This window comes from Acidovorax sp. 107, assembly GCF_003058055.1.
Taxonomy (GTDB): Bacteria; Pseudomonadota; Gammaproteobacteria; order Burkholderiales; family Burkholderiaceae_C; genus Acidovorax.
Genome location: NZ_QBTZ01000001.1, coordinates 457,000 through 473,827, shown reverse-complemented (window position 1 = coordinate 473,827; position 16,828 = coordinate 457,000). Strand labels below are relative to the sequence as shown.

Below are 16,828 nucleotides of genomic sequence, written 5' to 3'. Positions count from 1 at the left end.
TTGTCGCACCGGTCGCCAAAAAAGCGATTTCCAGGGCGCCGTACGACAAAAAATGCGGTATGCGCAGTCAGCGCGTTAACGGATAAATGCTATTTATTTAATAGCTATAACGTCATATAAAACGAGCACCACCGCCCGCTTTTGCCTCAACTCCACGGCTGAAAGGCACAGCGCCCCAACACCTTGTACCGTGTGCGGGCGTTGCCCTGATGACAGGCGATGCCTGGGCGATGGGCGCCTTGAAACCCCTGCACAGCGCCCCGGCCACGCCCTCGGCCCGGGTCTTGGAGCGTGTTGACGATCTCTCTGGGGTCGTAAACACGTTCTCAGTTCTTCATTCGGCTGCGCGCCGAAGCGTATCCACCACCGGGCGCAACAGCACCTCGCGCAGGCCCCACCAGCCTGCGGCCAGCGCCAGCACCGCCCCTGCCAGCGCACCGGCCAGCGGCACCCAAGGCGCGGCGGTCCAGGTGAAGTCAAAGACATAGCGAGCCAGCGCCCAGCCCACGCCCACCGCCACCGCGCTGGCCAGGAAGCCCGCCAGCAGGCCCACGCCCACCAGCTCGGCGCGCTGCACCTGGCGCAAGAGGCTGGCCCGGGCGCCCACGGCACGCATGATGGCGTACTCGCGTGCGCGCTCCTCGCGGGTGGCCGTCACGGCGGCAAACAGCACCACCAGCCCGGCGGCGAGCGTGAAGGCAAACAAAAACTCCACCGCCCGAATCACCTGCTCCAGCACCCGCTGCACCTGGGCAATGGTGGCGCCCATGTCCACGTTGGTGATGTTGGGAAACTGGCGCACCAGTGCGTTGTCGAAACCGTGGGTTTCGGGGGCGCGGTAGGCGGCCAGGTAGGTGACGGGGACATCCTTGACCTCTGCCACCGGGTACATCACAAAGAAATTGGCGCGCATGGAGCCCCAGTCCACCTTGCGCAGGCTGGTGATGCGGGCCTCGTCCTGCACACCGCCCATATCAAACAGCAAGCGATCACCCATCTGCAGGCCCAGCGTCTGGGCGATACCTTCTTCCACGCTGATGGCGCCCTCCTCACCCGGCGTCCAGCGTCCGGCCACCACCTGGTTGTGCGGCGGCGCCTCCACGGCGTTGGAGAGGTTGAACTCGCGGTCCACCAGGCGCTTGGCGCGGTCGTCGGTGTAGCTGTCGGGGCCCACCGGCTTGCCGTTCACCGCCACCAGGCGGCCCCGGATCATGGGATACCAGTCATAGCGCGCCACGCCGCTGTCCTTGAGCGTCTGCTGAAAGGCGTCAGACTGGTCTGGCATCACGTTGATGACAAAACGGTTGGGCGCGTCAGGTGGCGTTGCCTTGCGCCAGCTGCTGATCAAGTCGGTGCGCAGCAGCACCAGCAGCACCAGGGCCAGCAGGCCCACCGCCAGGCTGCTGACCTGCACCACGGCATAGGCCGGGCGCGCGGAGATCTGCCGCGTGGCCAGCACCAGCCAGCGCGGCGCGGTGGCCTCATTCACGCTCTTGCGCAGCAGCTTGACCGCCACCCACGACAACCCGGCAAACAGCGCCACCGCGCCTGCAAAACCACCCACGGCAATCAGGCCGAGCTCGATGTCGCTGCTCACGGCCAATAACAGCGCCGCAAAGCCCGCTATGCCGATTCCCAGCACCGCCAGCGAGGCAGGCTTGAGCCCGCCCACATCACGCCGGATCACCCGCAGCGGTGGCACCTGCGCCAGCTGCAGCACCGGCGGCAGGCCAAACGCAAACAGCAGCGTGAGCCCCATGCCCAGGCCAAATACCACCGGCCACAGGCTGGGCGACGGCAGGGCCGACTCCACCAGGCCCGCCAGCAGCAGTACAAAGGCGTAATGCACCACATAGCCCAACGCCACCCCCAAAGAGCTGGCGAACAGGCCAATGAGCGCGAACTCGGTGGTGTAGGCACCGGCAATGGTGCGCTGGCTTTGCCCCAGCACACGCAGCATGGCCGAGGCGTCGAGGTGCTCGGTCGCAAAGCCGCGCGCGGCCAGCGCCACAGCAACGGCCGACAGCAGCGCGGCCAGCAGCGCCACCAAGCTCAGGAATTTCTGGGCGCGGTCCAGCGTCTGGCGCATCTCGGGGCGGCCGCTTTCGAGCGACTCCACACGCACACCATGCACCTCGGGCTTCTTGGCCTCGGCCACCGCCCACTCGTTGAACGCCTTGATGGCCGATGCCGGGCCAACCACCGCAAAGCGGTAGGTCAGGCGGCTGGCAGGTTGCACGAGGCCCGTGGCGGGCAGATCGCGCTCGTTGACCATCACGCGCGGTGCAAAGCTCATGAAGCCCGCGCCCCGGTCCGGCTCAATGGCGATGATGCGTGCGATGCGCAGCTGGGCATCGCCCAGCAGCAGCTTGTCGCCCATGGCAAGGTTGAGCGATTCGAGCAGCGGAGCGTCCACCCATACATCGCCGGGCGCCGGGATGTCACGCGTGGTCTGCTCCAGCGCGCTGGGAGCATCCGCCACCGTGAGGCTGCCGCGCAGCGGGTAACCCGGCTGCACGCTCTTGAGCGCCACCAGCTTGCTGGCGCCGCCCTGTGCATCACTCGCGCGGCCCATGGTCGGAAAGCCCAACGTGGTCACCGACTGCAATCCCAGCGCCTTGGCGCGCTCTACAAAAGCTGCCGGCGTCGGGTTGTCGCTGGCCACCACCGCATCTCCACCCAGCAGTTGCAGGGCGTCACGCTGCAGTCCGCCCTGCAGGCGATCGGCAAAAAAACCCACCGAGGTGAGCGCGGCCACCGCCAGCGTGACCGCCACGATGAGCAGGCGCAACTCGCCCGCGCGCAGGTCCCGGGCCAGGGTGCGCCAGCCAAGGCGCAGGAAAGACAGGTTCATGGGCAGACCTTAGCGCAAAGCGAACGGGCTGGCGGGCCGTGGGGTGTTTGCGGAGAGCCGCGCTAAGGGGCACGGCCGACGGGGGCTTGCGCCAGCCGGGGGCTGCTGGCCTCCGGGTCCATGGTGGCCGTCTGCAGCCGCTGCTCCAGCGCCTGCAGCACCGGGGCGATCTGTTTGCCCAGGCGGATCTGCGGGTTCGAAAAACCATCGGCCTTGCCCGCTTCCACTTCACGCTGCTGGATCAGCGGCACGGCCTTGGCAAACGCCTCGGTGAACGAATGGGTCTGGCGCAGTTGCTCATGGAACACCGCACGGCCAAAGAAGGTCAGCTCTGACAGCCTGCCGCAGCCATACGAAGTGTGGGTGGCATCGGCCGCCGTCATGATCAGGGTGCTGTCGTTGGCCAGCGGTTCGATCCAGCCGCCCGAGAAGCAGGCAGACACCGCGATCACGCGATTGCGGATACCCGCTTCGTCCAGCGCGGCGCGCAGCATCTCCGGCGTCACGGGGGGCACCTGCAGCGGCCAGTGCGCCGCCGCCAGCTCATGGTTGCGCGCGCCGTGCGAGGTCATGTAGATCACCAGCACATCGTGCTCGCGGTCCATGCGCGCGGCCAGGGCGGCAACGGCACGCTGCAGATTCTCCGGCGTGGCCCAGGGATGGGTCTGAGCGGTATCTGCATGGTTGAGCAGGTGCAGCACCCGGCCCCGGGCATCAAACCGTTCCTGCAGCAGCGCGCTGACCATGGTGCTCTCGCGGCGGAACACGTCTTCATCGGCGTAGGGTGCAAACACCAGTCCATAGACATCCGTCACGCCGGGGCGTTCTGGCGCCAGGGCATCCACCTGTTGCTGCCACAGCTGCTGCTGGTCTTCAAACAGGCCCTGCGACAACGCCAGGTGCGCCGGCTCGGGGGACTGCGCTTCATCGGCCGCCGCGGCGGAGGCATCGGCCAGCGCCTGCGCGTCTTCCTCCCAGGGCTGGTCCTGGAACTGCCACATGCCCACCCCCACCACCGCAGCCATGGCCACCGCAAACACCACCGTGCGCATCCGAGAGCGGATGAAGCGTGCACTCACCACCACCAGTGCAGCCAGTACCCACACGGTGAGCACGCCGTAGGCCACCCAGAAAACGATGCTCGCCACCGTCCCATTCCACCACTCTGGCTGGTGAACCGCCGCCCCCATCAAGGCATAGAGCACCAGCAAGGGCGCCAGTGGTGCCAACGTAGACAGCACATACCAGGCCGCCAGCCCGCCCGAAGGGCCAGGCACACCCGGCTCTGGCACCGGGGCGGGTGCACGCTGGGCAGGCGCCATGGCCCACCATGCCAGCCACAGAAGCACCAGGCTGCTCCACATCGGAGTGAGCCAGCCGCGCACGTTGAACTGCGCCGGGCCCACCACCTGCCACCGGGCTGCCCCCACCAACAATGCGCCGCCCACCAATGACAGCACCAGCACCTGCCACGGGGTGGGGGTTGCCGCCCCCGTGCGTGGCGACAGGAACAGCGCGGCGCGCAGACCTTCGCGCATCCAGCCCCACAAAGAAAGCCGCTCCGAAGCAGGCACCGCCCGGGTCGCAGACGGTGGCTGAGGGTCTTTTGGCGGCCGGCTCAGTGGGACCTCGATCTCCGTCTGGGCCAGTTCCGGCCCCCATTGGCTGGGCAACGTGTCGGCCCAGGTGCTACTGCTGGCGTTCAGGTCTTTCATGCGCGCATCATGCCACCGTGGGGTGACGTATCCAGCTGCTGTGGCGCCGTGCCAAACCCAAGAACGCGAGGCCCCCCGGCTGGCGGGACCGAAGCAGGGTGTGAGTGATCGTTGGCCTGGGGCATACATCGACCCCTCAGTGTCCATTCCTGCGCTTTATGAGGATGCAATGCAGACGGCATACCGGTTTTTAAAACCAAAAATAATATTGAATTTACCTTAAATGCAAAATCAAATATACTTAAGGCTGTTGCGGTGACTGCCCCTGACGCGAGCATTCACCACAACACCTGCCTTGACGCGGTCAGCCGCTCCATCGCAGGCTGTCTTTCGCGACTTGTCGCCCCGTGGGTCTGAAGAGCTGCAGCCCACCGCGTTCCTCGATGCTCACGCAGGCCGATACAGGCCCGCGTTTCCGAATGCACCCGATTTCAAATACCGCCATCTCCATGGGCCAGTACGTCGTTTCGCCCGCGACACACCCCACCGACTGCGGCCGCTTCCGCGCCTCGTTCTCGGTCCAACGCTCCCAGGGCAACGGCAGCTACTGCCGAGTGTTCCGTTTTGACAAAGCCTTTGCCTCGCGCGAAGCCGCCCGGCTCTTTGCTGTTACCCAGGGTTGGCTGCAAACGTGCATGCGGCACCCGCCCGTGTGTTGACGGACGGATGTGCGGTCGCCAGATCGCCTGCGCTCGTCCCCCGCTCACCCCTTCAGTTGCTACGGCACCCGATCCGCGCAGCTGTGTCCCCACGGTACGCCACTCGTTGCGCACCACTCTTCAGAAAGGCTCCTCCATGAGCAGCAAAATCTACGTGGGCAACCTGCCCTACTCCGTCACCGACTCCATACTCGAAAGCAACTTTGCAGAGTTCGGGGGCGTGTCGTCCGCCAAGGTCATGATGGACCGCGAAACCGGTCGCTCCAAGGGCTTCGGGTTCGTGGAGATGGCCAATGCCGAAGTGGCCCAGGCCGCCATCAGCGCGCTGCACGGCATGTCCGTCGATGGGCGCTCGATCGTGGTCAACCTGGCCCGCCCTCGCGAATCGGCTGGCAGCTCCGGCGGCTACAGTGCTACCGGCTACAACACGAGCAAGCGCTCGGACGTGGGATATGGCAACGGTGGGTTTGGCGGCGGTCGCTACTGAACCCTGCCCTCTGCGCCATCAAAAGCCGGCTTCTCACAGCCGGCTTTTTTTCGTCCGCCTCCGACACCCACACAGGACTTCGCCCACGCCCACCTTCGCTTCAATGCGGGTTCAACACTTGCGCTGGCGGCACCACAGGCGGCTGGGCCAGCTCTGGCTGCAGCACCAAGCGGTGCGTGCCGCTGAAACAGACGAACCGTCGGTTGGTAGCCCGCCCGATGGCGCACAGGCCCAGTTGCTGGGCAACGGCATGGCCCATCTGTGTCATGCCACTGCGGGACACCACGATGGGCACCCCCATCTGCGCAGACTTGATGACCATCTCACTGGTCAGACGGCCGGTGGTGTAGAACACCTTGTCCGCCCCCGACATGGGAACAGCCAGGGCATCTGAGGCCGCATTGTCCGAGGCTGGTGTTTCAGGATTCATCCACATCCAGCCAGCAATGGTGTCGATGGCATTGTGGCGGCCGACGTCTTCCACAAAGACCAGCAGCTCCTCGCCCTGGAACAGCGCGCAACCGTGCACCGAGCCAGACGACTTGTAGGTAGTCTCCTTGAGGCGAATCGCATTGACGATGCCGTACAGCTGGCCTTGGGTCAAACGGGCTTCGGGCAACTTGATGCGGTCCACTTCGTCCATCAGGCCGCCGAACACGCTGCCCTGCCCGCAGCCCGTGGTGACGACCTTGCTGGCCGTGCGCTCTTCAATGCGTGCAATACCGTGGCGCGTGCGCACGGCGGCAGCGTGGACCTCCCAATCGACGGTGATGGATTCGATGTCAAGCACCGACTCGACCAGCCGCTGGTTGCGCAGGTAACCCAACACCAGCAGCTCGGGCTGCGCGCCCAGCGTCATCAGCGTGACCAACTCGCGTTTGTCCACATAGATCGTGAGCGGGCGCTCGGCGGGAATCTGCACCTGCTCGCGTTCCCCCAGCTCGTTGACGATCTCCACGGCATGGGTCAGCGGGGCACGGGCCTGCGTCAGGCGCGGCAGCACAGGCGCGGGCATAGGCAAGCCAGAGGGAGATGGAGAGGAACTCATGGGGTAAATATACGCAGTGTGGCTCGGCGGCGATCCGTGCAGGGGCAATGGACTATTGCGCGGCCGGGTCAGCACGCGGGGTGGCGCAACCCGGCGTTGCAGCGTGGTGCACCAGGCGTCGGTGCTCCGCTTGGGCATCAGCGCCCATAAAAAAGCCGCGCCCCACCCGGGAACGCGGCTCGGAGCCGAGCGCCAATCGGGGCGTCAGGGCTTGGAGGCGGGTGCCGCCACTGCGGCAGGCACCTGCGTGCTTGGTGGGCTGCTGGCAGTGCCGGGTGGCGAATGCGCACCGGCAGCCTCGGCGGGCTTGTCGGCGGGTGGCGTGTAGGCGAATGGGCCAGGGTCGGCGCATGCCGCGGCAGTGGCCGTGGCTGGCTTGGCAGAAGGCGTGGTCTTGCGGTAGTGGGCGGCCACCTTGTCTTGCGACAGGCACAGCTTGTAGTTGTCCACTTTGCCAGCCCAGGCCGCCTTGGCCGCAGCTTCCGCAGCCTTCGCAGCGGCCTCGGGCGAGGGAGCCGGCAGTTTGGCGGATGCCAGGGTACAGACGCTGGCTGCGCACAGCGCCAGCAGGGAGGGTCGGAAAATTTGCTTCATGGTGCGAAACCTCAAACCTGCGCGGGCTGGCCCGCAGATGGTGTTGCTGCTGTATCGGCGGCCGATGGATTGGCGCTGCGCTGGCGGGGGATCTTGCCCGCCTGGACATCGTCGTACCAAAGCTCGTGGTGCTCCTGGGCCCACCCCTCGCTCACATACCCTGTCTTCATGGCCTTGTAGGCGCCGCGCATGCCCACCGTGCCCATGTAGATGTGGCCACAGATCAGCGCCATCATCCAGATCGCCAGGGTGGCGTGGATCATGTGGGCGATCTGCATGTCGCCACGCACATCACCGAAGCCAGGGATGAGCTTGTCGAGCACCAGCCCCGTTCCCACCACAAAGATGCCAGGAATGGTGATACCCCACCAGAACAGCCCCTTCTCGCCCGCATTGAAGCGATGGGAGGGAACCTGGTGATCACCGCCCAGCATGCCGCCGCCCTTCGACAGCCACACAAAGTCTGCCCGATTGGCGATGTTGTCCTTGACGAACGTGAGGATGATCACGGCCAGCGAGACAGCAAACAGCGGTCCCATGAAGTTGTGCACGTTCTTGAGCGCGTAGGTGAGCCACCCAAACAGCGTCGCCCCCATGATGGGCAGCAGAAAGAACTTGCCAAACGCCATGACGATACCGGAAATGGCCAGCGTGATGAACGCAAAGGCGTTGGACCAGTGCGCCGCGCGCTCGAAAGGCGTGAAGCGTTCGATGCGCCGGGCGCTGGCATCGTCGGGGTGCTCGTGCCCCAGCGGGCCTTTCACAAAGTAGAAGATACCCAATGCCAGCAACACAATGGCGAACAACGCAGCGCCGTAAGGAATGATCCAGTGGTTGCGCACCTGCCGCCAGGCTTCGCCCGCGTTGGTCACCCGTGAACCCGGGTACTGCACAAAGCGCTGGATGAGGTTGCCAGCCTCGGGCGCCTGCGTGACGGGCAGGCTGCTGTAGCCGGTCACGCCCTGCCCCACCTGGCGCCACATGGGGGCGTTGTTGCCGGGCTGCACCTTCATGCGTTCGCCGTTGGTCTGCTCGGCGTATTTGGGGTCGGCACTGGCGTCGGGTTTGACCTGAAAGATATTCTGGCTTTGCACGCCGCCCACCGCAGTCGGTGCGGCGGGCGCAGCCGCAGCGGACGCGTCCGGCGCCGCTGGCGGCGTCTGGGCGCTCGACGGCCCCCAGGCCAGGCTGGCCGCCAGGGCCATGGACCACACGATGTATTTCATGGTGGACCTCACTTCGCCTGGGTGCGGGTGTATTCGTTCTGGCCGTACTGCTGGCGCGCCTTCAACTGCGCTTCCCAACTGGTTTTGTCGCCTGCTTTCCATCCAGGCTGCATGAAATTGCTGCCCGTGCCTGCGTATGCAGGGGCATCAGTGCGGATGCCTACACCCGTCTGCGGCTTCTCGCTGCAGGCGCTGAGTGACAGCACCGCCGCCGCGGCAGCCAGGGTCCAGGAAACGGTACGCTGCATCATGACTTGCCTCCTGCAGACTGGCCTGCCTGTTGCGAACCGTAGGCCGTGCCCCAACCCCACACCTCGGCGCCTTTGCCGCGCTGCACCACACGGTTACGGAAGATGTCAGCCACCACATCGCCGTCGCCAGCCAGCAGAGCCTTGGTAGAGCACATTTCTGCGCACGCGGGCAGCTTGCCTTCGGCCAAGCGGTTGCGGCCATATTTCTCGAACTCTGCCTGGCTGCCGTGTGTCTCCGGGCCACCGGCACAGAAGGTGCACTTGTCCATCTTGCCGCGCACCCCAAAGGTACCTTGCGAGGGGAACTGGGGCGCACCGAACGGGCAGGCATAGCTGCAGTAGCCGCAGCCAATGCACACATCCTTGTCGTGCAGCACCACACCTTCTTCGGTGCGGTAGAAGCAGTTGACGGGGCAAACCGCCATGCAGGGGGCATCGCTGCAGTGCATGCAGGCGACCGAGATGGACTTTTCGCCCGGGACGCCGTCGTTGAGCGTGACCACGCGGCGGCGGTTCACGCCCCAGGGCACCTCGTGCTCGTTTTTGCAGGCGGTCACGCAGCCGTTGCACTCGATGCAGCGCTCTGCGTCACAGATGAATTTCATTCGTGCCATGTGTGTCTCCTTGCGTGGCGCGATCAGGCGCGTTCCACGTTGCAGATCGTGGTCTTGGTTTCTTGCATCATGGTCACGCTGTCGTAGCCATAGGTGGTGGCCGTGTTCACAGCCTCACCGCGCACCACAGGCGCCGCGCCCTTGGGATAGTGCGCCAGCATGTCCGCTCCCTGCCAGCGGCCCGAGAAGTGGAAGGGCATCCACACCGTATCGGGTGCCACGCGCTCGGTGACCAGCGCCTGCACATTGAGGCGGGCTCCTGTGGGTGAGCTCAGCCACACGCGCTCGCCGTTACGGATGCCTCTGTCGGCAGCCGTCTTGGGGTTGATCTCGACAAATGCCTCTTGCTGCAGCTCGGCCAGCCAGGGGTTGGAACGGGTTTCCTCGCCGCCGCCTTCGTACTCGACCAGACGGCCCGAGCTGAGGATGAGCGGGAACTTCTCGGCCACCTTGTCGGCCACGTTCTTGTCCTGGATGCTCTTGTAGAGCGTGGGCAGACGCCAGAAAGCCTTCTTGTCGTCGTGCGTGGGGTACTTGGCCACCAGCTCGGGCTTGGTGCCATAGATCGGCTCGCGGTGCTGCGGGATCGCATCAGGGAAGTTCCACACCACGGCACGGGCCTTGGCGTTGCCGAAGGGGTGGCAACCATGCTTCATGGCCACGCGAATGATCGCGCCCGTGGGGTCGGTCTTCCAGTTCTTGCCTTCGGCCTTGGCCTTCTCGGCGTCAGAAAGATCGTCCCACCAGCCCAGCTTCTTGAGCAGCACATGGTCGAACTCGGGGTAACCCGTGGTGATTTCCGAACCCAGCGAATGTGAACCATCCTCGGCCAGCAGGTTCACGCCATCCTTCTCCACGCCGAAGTTGGCGCGGAAGTTACCGCCACCATCCATCACATGCTTGGAGGTGTCGTACAGGTTGGACGAGCCCGGGTGCTTGAGTTCGGGGGTGCCGTAGCAAGGCCATGGCAAGCCGAAGTAGTCGCCCGTAAAGTCGTAGCCGGTTTCCTTGTCCTTGCCGCCCTTGGCCTTGAGGGTCTTCACATCGAACACGTGCATGTTCTTCATGTGGGCCTTCAGGCGCTCGGGGCTCTGGCCGGTGTAGCCGATGGTCCAGACACTGCGGTTGATCTCCCGCAGGATGTCTTCCGGCACAGGCTCGTCCATGCCCTTGACCTTCTGCATCTTGTAGTTCTTGGACAGCTCGGCCGCAAACCCCAGCTTCTCGGCGAATTGGTGCATGATCATGTGGTCCGAGCGGCTTTCCCACAGCGGCTCGATCACCTTCTCGCGCCACTGCAGCGACCGGTTCGACGCCGTGCACGAGCCGCTGGTCTCGAACTGGGTGGCCGCCGGCAGCAGGTACACCGCGCGGTTGGGGTTCAGGTCTTCGGCCTTGCCGGGCATGGCCGCCATGGCAGCGGTGGCCGATGGGTAGGGGTCCACCACCACCAGCAGATCCAGCTTGTCCATGGCCCGCTTCATCTCCAGACCACGGGTCTGCGAATTGGGGGCATGGCCCCAATAGAACACACCGCGCAGATTGGAGTCCTGGTCGATCAGTTCGTTTTTCTCCAGCACGCCGTCGATCCAGCGCGACACGGTGATGCCGTTCTTGGACATCATCGCGGGCGAGGCGTACTGCTTCTTGATCCATTCAAAATCCACGCCCCACACGGCTGCGAAGTGCTTCCACGAGCCTTCGGCCAGGCCGTAATAGCCGGGCAGCGAGTCGGGGTTGGGGCCCACATCGGTAGCGCCCTGCACGTTGTCGTGGCCACGGAAGATGTTGGTGCCACCACCGCTCTTGCCCACGTTGCCCAGCGCCAGCTGCAGAATGCACGAGGCGCGCACCATGGCATTGCCGATGCTGTGCTGCGTCTGGCCCATGCACCAGACGATGGTGCCGGGGTTGTTGTCGTGCAGCATCTTGGCGACCTTGAACATCTGGTCTTCCTTGACGCCACAGGCCTCTTCCACCTTGTCGGGCGACCACTTGGCCAGCACGTCCTCGCGCACCTTGTCCATGCCGTAGACACGGTCGTTGATGTACTTCTTGTCTTCCCAGCCGTTCTTGAAGATGTGGTACAGCAGGCCAAACAGGAAGGGGATGTCGGTGCCCGAGCGGATGCGCACGTATTCATCGGCCTTGGCCGCCGTGCGGGTGAAACGCGGGTCCACGACGATCATCTTGCAGCCGGTTTCCTTGGCGTGCAGCATGTGCATCATGCTCACCGGGTGGGCTTCGGCGGCGTTGGAGCCGATGTACAGAGCGACCTTGCTGTTTTGCATGTCGTTGTACGAATTGGTCATGGCGCCGTAGCCCCATGTGTTGGCCACGCCCGCCACGGTGGTTGAGTGGCAGATGCGCGCCTGGTGGTCGCAGTTGTTGGTGCCCCAGAAGCTCACGAACTTGCGCAGCAGGTAAGCCTGCTCGTTGTTGTGCTTGGAGGAGCCAATGAAGTACACGCTGTCGGGGCCGCTGGCCTTGCGCAGCTCCTGCATCTTGGCCGTGATCTCGTTCAGGGCCGTGTCCCAGCTGATGCGCTCGTACTTGCCGTTGACCAGCTTCATGGGGTAACGCAGGCGGTACTCGCCATGGCCGTGCTCGCGCAGGGCCGCGCCCTTGGCACAGTGTGCACCCAGGTTGATGGGTGAGTCGAACACTGCCTCCTGGCGCACCCACACGCCGTTCTCGACCACGGCATCCACCGCGCAGCCCACCGAACAGTGGGTACACACGGTGCGGCGCACTTCGATCTTGCTGTCGCCCATGCCAGCCTTGGCACCTTCGGCGGCGTTGGATTTTTTGACCAGTGTGAGCTGCGATGCAGCAATGCCGACGCCCACACCCAGGCCGGAGCGGCGCAGGAAAGAGCGGCGGTCCATGGTGGGCAGGGCCTGCGACAGGCCACGGCGCAGGCTGTGCACAAAGGGCGATGCAGAGCCGTTGCCCTGCACGGAATGGGAAGACTTCTTGGTTAGCAACATGGCGCGCCCCGCTGTCAGAGTTGGGTGGTCTTGTAGTACTGCTTCACACGGGCAGACAGGTGGTAGCCACCGCCCTTTTCGGGAGCCACGCGGGCGGGCTCCGACACCACGGCATCGGTCGGCGCAACATGGGGAAGTGCCACGACAGCTGCGGCGGCAGCACCGACGGTGGCGGCACCGGAGAAGAAGCTCCGGCGTGAGGAATTTGGCTGGCGGTTCTGCATGCTTGTCTCCAGAAAGGCTGGCAGCTATGAAACGGAATTCATACAGTCTATGTCAGTGTGTAAAAACCTGCCATGGGGCTATACAACTCCCAGTAACAAACTCATCTTTTGTAGCGACACATCAAGGGTTTACGAGCATTCCGAGGTGTTAATCCAACATGTCAAAGCCCTGGGACTCCACCGATACAAAGGCACGGGTGAAATGGGCCACCGCAGCATAAAACGGTGCCTTCGGCTGCGCCGCCAGCACATCGCACAGTTGCAGGACCCAGGGCTGCAAATGGGTTGAGAAAAATTCACGCTGCGATGTCAGGTTGCAGACAGCCACATCGTCTCCCGCAATCAGGTAGCGCATCACCTCCAGCAGGTAGGCGACATGGTCTTCGGTCTCGGGCATGGCCTCATCCCGCGCCAGGCCCAGTTGCTGCAGATCGGTGCGCAAGCGCGCCAGCGGCTTTTCATTGAGAAACCCGCTCAGGTAGTGCGAGCCGTACAGAAACACCTCGGGCTTGCCCACGCCGCCGAACAGCCGGTCAAATTCCTGGGCAATGGCGGCATCGCTGAGCGCACGCGAAGCCGCCACCAACTGCTGCCATGGCTCCTGCAAGAAGCCCCCGTCGGCAGGGGCCTCCGTCACCGCCACCCGCAAGGCAGACAGCAGCTCAGGGCCAGGCGCTGCGTAGTACAGCTGTGACAGCAGACCATACAACTCGGCACGTGCGGTCTCCTCGTCGAGCGCAGAACTGCCGCCCAAGGGGGTCAATGTGGATGGGGCGCTCACAGGTCGGTCACTTTCGTTTCGCTTTGGGAGGAATAGAGGTCGATCACGCGGCAGTCGCTGCACATCTTCAGCCGCTCCAGCGCCTCGCCCTGGAACATGGGGTGGCCCGACAGTTTGCCCAGCATGGCCTCGATGGCCTTGACGGTGCCAAAGGGTTTGCTGCAGCGCACACAGGCCCAGGGCTTGGCCTCGTTGAGCACACGCAGTTGCGCGCGTTCGGGTGTGAGCAGCAGGCGCGGCTGCAGGGTGATGGCGTCTTCCGGGCAGGTGGTGGCGCACAGGCCACACTGCACGCAGTTCTTTTCGATGAAGCGCAACTGCGGCAGCTGCGGGTTGTCCTGCAGCGCACTGGCCGGGCAGGCGCTCACGCAGCTCAGGCACAGGGTGCAGCGGTCCTTGTTGACTTCGATGGTGCCCAGCAGTGATCCCACGGCCGGCAGCGCAATGGCCTCGGGCCGCTCGGCCGCAGGCGTCGGAGCCTGCTCGATGAGGTGGTCCAGCGCCATCTCCAGCGTGCTGCGCTTTTCCTGCGCCACGGCAAACCGCGCAGCCACGGCAGGCGTCTTCTGGCGTGTCTGGCCCAGGGCCTGCAATGCGGCATCCAGCTCGGTGGGGTGCTTGGCGCGCAGCAGCTGCAGGTGCGTGCCGGTGTAGCCCAGACCACGCAGAATGGCCTGCGCCACCTCCATCTGTGCCTGCAGGCCTTCAAGGTACTGGGGGGCCTCCTCCTGCGTCGTCAGCACCACCACCTGCGAAGCACCGTAGGCAATGGCGCTGAGCCACAGGTCCACCCCGGTGCTGGCCGTGTGCCACAGCGCCACCGGGATCACGTGGGCGGGTACGCCCTGTGCCAGTTTGAGCTGGGCGGCACGGCCCAGTTCTTCCACCAGCGCCTGGCCACGCTCCTGGCTGTGCAGCAGCAGCACGGCGTCCTTGCCGCCTGCAGCGGCGTAGGTGGACAGCAGCGTCTTGAGCTTGGTGCCCTGCTCCGTGGCACCGGGGTAGGCATAGGTCAGCGCACCCGTGGGACACACGGTGGTGCAGGCGCCGCAGCCTACGCACAGGCTGGGGTTCACCACAATCCGCTGACGGCCCTTGTCGCTGGCAATGGCTTCGGCCGAGCAGATGTCCACGCAGGCGTTGCAGCCCACGGTTTCGTTGCGACTGTGGGCGCAGAGCTTTTGCTTGTAGGCAAAGAATTTGGGCTTCTCGAACTCGCCCACCAGCTCGCGCAGCTTGAGCAGCGTGCCCAGGTCCCGCCCGTCCCAGCGCAGGTAGCCCTGCGGCAGCGCATGCTGCAAGAAGGTAGGCGTGGCGGTGGGCGACCGCAGGTCCAGCACCAGGTCGAAGCGCTCCGTCTGCGCAGCCGCATCGCGCGTGAAGTCGATCGCACCGGCCACCTGGCACACCTTCACGCAGGCGCGGTGCGACTGGCAGGCGGCCATGTCGATCTGGTAGTCGAGGCCAATGGCGTTCTCGGGGCAGGCGGCCACACAGGCGTTGCAGCGCGTGCACAGATCGAGGTCGATGGGGTTGTCGGCCGCCCATTGCAGCTCGAACGCACCCAGCCACCCGGTCAGCCCTGTGATGCGCCCACCCAGCACCGGAAAGCGCCGTGCCTGTGCGCCACCGGCGTTGCCAGGACCTTGCGTGAACAGGGTCACATCCAGCACATCCGACACCAGGGCGGCGGCCTGCTCGGCCTGGTCGAGCGGGCCGATGATGAGCAGACGGCCCGTGCTCTTGTAGGTCACCGTAGGGACGGGCGGCGGGTCAGGCAGACGGGCGGCAGCCAGCAGCGCGGCGATCTTGGGGCTGGCCTTGGCGGCGTCGCGGCTCCAGCCACCGGTTTCGCGGATGTTCACAAACCGGATGGGCGACACCGCGCCTTCGGTCTGCTGGCCCAGGTCGCCAAACAGGCGCTGCTCCTGGGTGCAGGCCACCACCACATCCTGCCCGGACTGGATGGCTTTCTGGAACGCCCCCGCGTCGCGCCGGCACAGGGTGGAGTGGAGGGTCAGGTCTTCATGCAGTGCCTCGCCCAACGCCTTGGCGTTGAGGGGCATCGTCTGGTTGCAGTCGCAGATGAGCGTCGTGGTCATTGTGGGTGTGGCTGGCTGGCGTGGCCACCGCATCCTGTGCGGATTTGGTGACCAGCGCAAGCTCGCTGGAGGGGTCGCTAGGAATAGCGTTGCATACCCCGGACTGTGCCACGTCTGCGACGCCGCTCGCCTCCGCATCATCCCGAGGCTGAGCAATGGCAGGGGCTATTGTGTCTGCTTGCGTATCTGCGATGGCCTCTGTGGCGGCGCCGTCCACCGGCACGTCGGGGGATACCTCGGAGTCGGCCTTCTTCTCATGGTCAAAGAAGCCCAGTGCGTGGGCACTGGCCATCTCGCGCAGCATGCCCGCGGGCAGCGGGTCGGGCTGGGTGTAGTCGCCGATGTAGATGTCCAGGCCGTCCATCACGTTGAAGTGCGGGTCGGTAAACAGCTTCTTCATGGCCAGGTTGCGCACCTCGGGCGACACGGCGCGCGCCACGAACGGCTTGAAATCGGATGCGGGCGTGAGGGCCTCTGCATCGGCCAGTGTGGGCGGCGGTGGAGCCTCTGGAGCACGGGCCGCCGATACGGGGGGCACTGCCCCGGCAGCCGCCGGAGCAGGTACGGGCGCAGGGGTGGCCGCCTGCGGAGCGGGCGCGGGCGGCGGCGGGTCCTGCACGGGCTTGCCCGCCAGCACATTCTGCTTGCGGCGCGACCAGCGCCCGAGGAATCCGTCAGCCATGGCCGCCCCCTCCTCCACCGCCGCCGCGCTGTTTGTCGGTGGACACGGAGGCCGGGTTACCAAACCGGTCCTGCAAAGGACGGAAGCTGTCCGGGCGCTTGCGGCGCTTGGGTTCGGGCTGATAGTGCTCGGCCACGAAGGCACGCAGGGCTTCCACCACTTCAGGGGCTGCAGGCACCTGCTCCACGGTTTCCTGCGCGTCCAGCCAGCGGCCCGCATCGTGGTAGCTCAGACTCACCGCCACCGGGCGGGCCAGCGGGATTTCGCCGGTGCCCGTGTCTTCATCACGGCGCCACATCACAAACCAGCAGGGGGCTGGCGAAGTGAGATTCAGGTGGTAGCCCTCGGCGTCGTCGCGGAACAGCTCCACGCGAAAGCCTGGGAACAGCCAGCGCTGCTCGCGCTCGCCCTGAACGATCTGGCGCGGCGCGGTGCCAAAGGCGGGCTCGTTGATTACCACCTCGGCCAGCGACCACCGCCAGGGCTGCCAGCGGTTGTCGATGTGCTCGCACCGCATGATCACGGCAACGTCGGTGTAGGGGCGCTCAGTCATGGGCGCAGACTTTACCCCGGCGCGCGGCCAGGGTCAGCACGGCCTGCA

The 16,828-nt window shown here is 65.3% G+C and carries 15 protein-coding genes; 2 read left to right on the top strand and 13 right to left on the bottom strand.

The window, feature by feature from the left end; all coding sequences use genetic code 11:
* Positions 1-334 precede the first annotated feature (334 nt).
* Both C8C99_RS02295 and C8C99_RS02290 read right to left on the bottom strand, forming a co-directional pair.
* Positions 335-2,854, bottom strand: a complete 2,520-nt coding sequence (locus tag C8C99_RS02295; RefSeq protein WP_108624834.1) for an ABC transporter permease — start codon at positions 2,852-2,854, stop codon at positions 335-337.
* A gap of 62 nt (positions 2,855-2,916) precedes the next feature.
* A complete protein-coding gene (locus C8C99_RS02290) occupies positions 2,917-4,569 on the bottom strand; it encodes a C13 family peptidase (protein WP_108624833.1) in 1,653 nt (550 codons plus the stop codon).
* A 419-nt stretch (positions 4,570-4,988) separates the two neighbouring features.
* On the opposite strand from C8C99_RS02290, the gene C8C99_RS24125 reads away from it, so the two are divergent.
* Both C8C99_RS24125 and C8C99_RS02280 read left to right on the top strand, forming a co-directional pair.
* Positions 4,989-5,228, top strand: a complete 240-nt coding sequence (locus tag C8C99_RS24125; RefSeq protein WP_233247148.1) for a hypothetical protein — start codon at positions 4,989-4,991, stop codon at positions 5,226-5,228.
* A 136-nt stretch (positions 5,229-5,364) separates the two neighbouring features.
* Entirely contained in the window at positions 5,365-5,715 is a 351-nt protein-coding gene (locus C8C99_RS02280) for an RNA-binding protein (RefSeq protein WP_056636902.1), read from the top strand.
* A 100-nt stretch (positions 5,716-5,815) separates the two neighbouring features.
* Here the strand turns inward: C8C99_RS02280 and C8C99_RS02275 are convergent, their stop codons facing one another.
* The 11 genes from C8C99_RS02275 to C8C99_RS02225 form a co-directional block, all read right to left on the bottom strand.
* Positions 5,816-6,763 carry a formate dehydrogenase accessory sulfurtransferase FdhD gene (locus C8C99_RS02275; RefSeq protein WP_233247147.1) on the bottom strand — a complete coding sequence of 316 codons (948 nt, stop codon included), beginning with the start codon at positions 6,761-6,763 and terminating at the stop codon, positions 5,816-5,818.
* 204 nt (positions 6,764-6,967) lie between these two features.
* Entirely contained in the window at positions 6,968-7,357 is a 390-nt protein-coding gene (locus C8C99_RS02270; RefSeq protein WP_108624831.1) for a hypothetical protein, read from the bottom strand.
* Between the two features lie 11 nt (positions 7,358-7,368).
* A complete protein-coding gene (locus C8C99_RS02265) occupies positions 7,369-8,583 on the bottom strand; it encodes a formate dehydrogenase subunit gamma (RefSeq protein ID WP_056636912.1) in 1,215 nt (404 codons plus the stop codon).
* Between the two features lie 8 nt (positions 8,584-8,591).
* Positions 8,592-8,834: a hypothetical protein gene (locus tag C8C99_RS02260; protein WP_056636915.1), complete on the bottom strand. Its 243-nt coding sequence runs from the start codon at positions 8,832-8,834 to the stop codon at positions 8,592-8,594.
* Positions 8,831-9,448 (bottom strand): formate dehydrogenase FDH3 subunit beta, encoded by a 618-nt coding sequence (gene fdh3B, locus C8C99_RS02255; protein WP_108624830.1) that lies wholly within the window; start codon positions 9,446-9,448, stop codon positions 8,831-8,833. Before fdh3B ends, C8C99_RS02260 begins: the two co-directional genes overlap by 4 nt.
* A 23-nt stretch (positions 9,449-9,471) precedes the next feature.
* Positions 9,472-12,438 (bottom strand): formate dehydrogenase subunit alpha, encoded by a 2,967-nt coding sequence (locus tag C8C99_RS02250; RefSeq protein ID WP_108624829.1) that lies wholly within the window; start codon positions 12,436-12,438, stop codon positions 9,472-9,474.
* A 14-nt stretch (positions 12,439-12,452) separates the two neighbouring features.
* The gene (locus tag C8C99_RS02245; RefSeq protein WP_056636921.1) at positions 12,453-12,662 is read right to left on the bottom strand and encodes a hypothetical protein; all 210 of its coding nucleotides are present in this window, start codon (positions 12,660-12,662) and stop codon (positions 12,453-12,455) included.
* A gap of 148 nt (positions 12,663-12,810) precedes the next feature.
* On the bottom strand, positions 12,811-13,443 hold the full coding sequence (locus tag C8C99_RS02240) for a molecular chaperone (protein ID WP_056636923.1): 633 nt from the start codon (positions 13,441-13,443) through the stop codon (positions 12,811-12,813).
* Positions 13,440-15,509 (bottom strand): 4Fe-4S binding protein, encoded by a 2,070-nt coding sequence (locus tag C8C99_RS02235; RefSeq protein WP_108624828.1) that lies wholly within the window; start codon positions 15,507-15,509, stop codon positions 13,440-13,442. Before C8C99_RS02235 ends, C8C99_RS02240 begins: the two co-directional genes overlap by 4 nt.
* Positions 15,469-16,227, bottom strand: a complete 759-nt coding sequence (locus C8C99_RS02230; protein ID WP_108624827.1) for a DUF3306 domain-containing protein — start codon at positions 16,225-16,227, stop codon at positions 15,469-15,471. Before C8C99_RS02230 ends, C8C99_RS02235 begins: the two co-directional genes overlap by 41 nt.
* Entirely contained in the window at positions 16,220-16,780 is a 561-nt protein-coding gene (locus C8C99_RS02225; RefSeq protein WP_108624826.1) for a DUF3305 domain-containing protein, read from the bottom strand. Before C8C99_RS02225 ends, C8C99_RS02230 begins: the two co-directional genes overlap by 8 nt.
* Between the last annotated feature and the right edge of the window lie 48 nt (positions 16,781-16,828).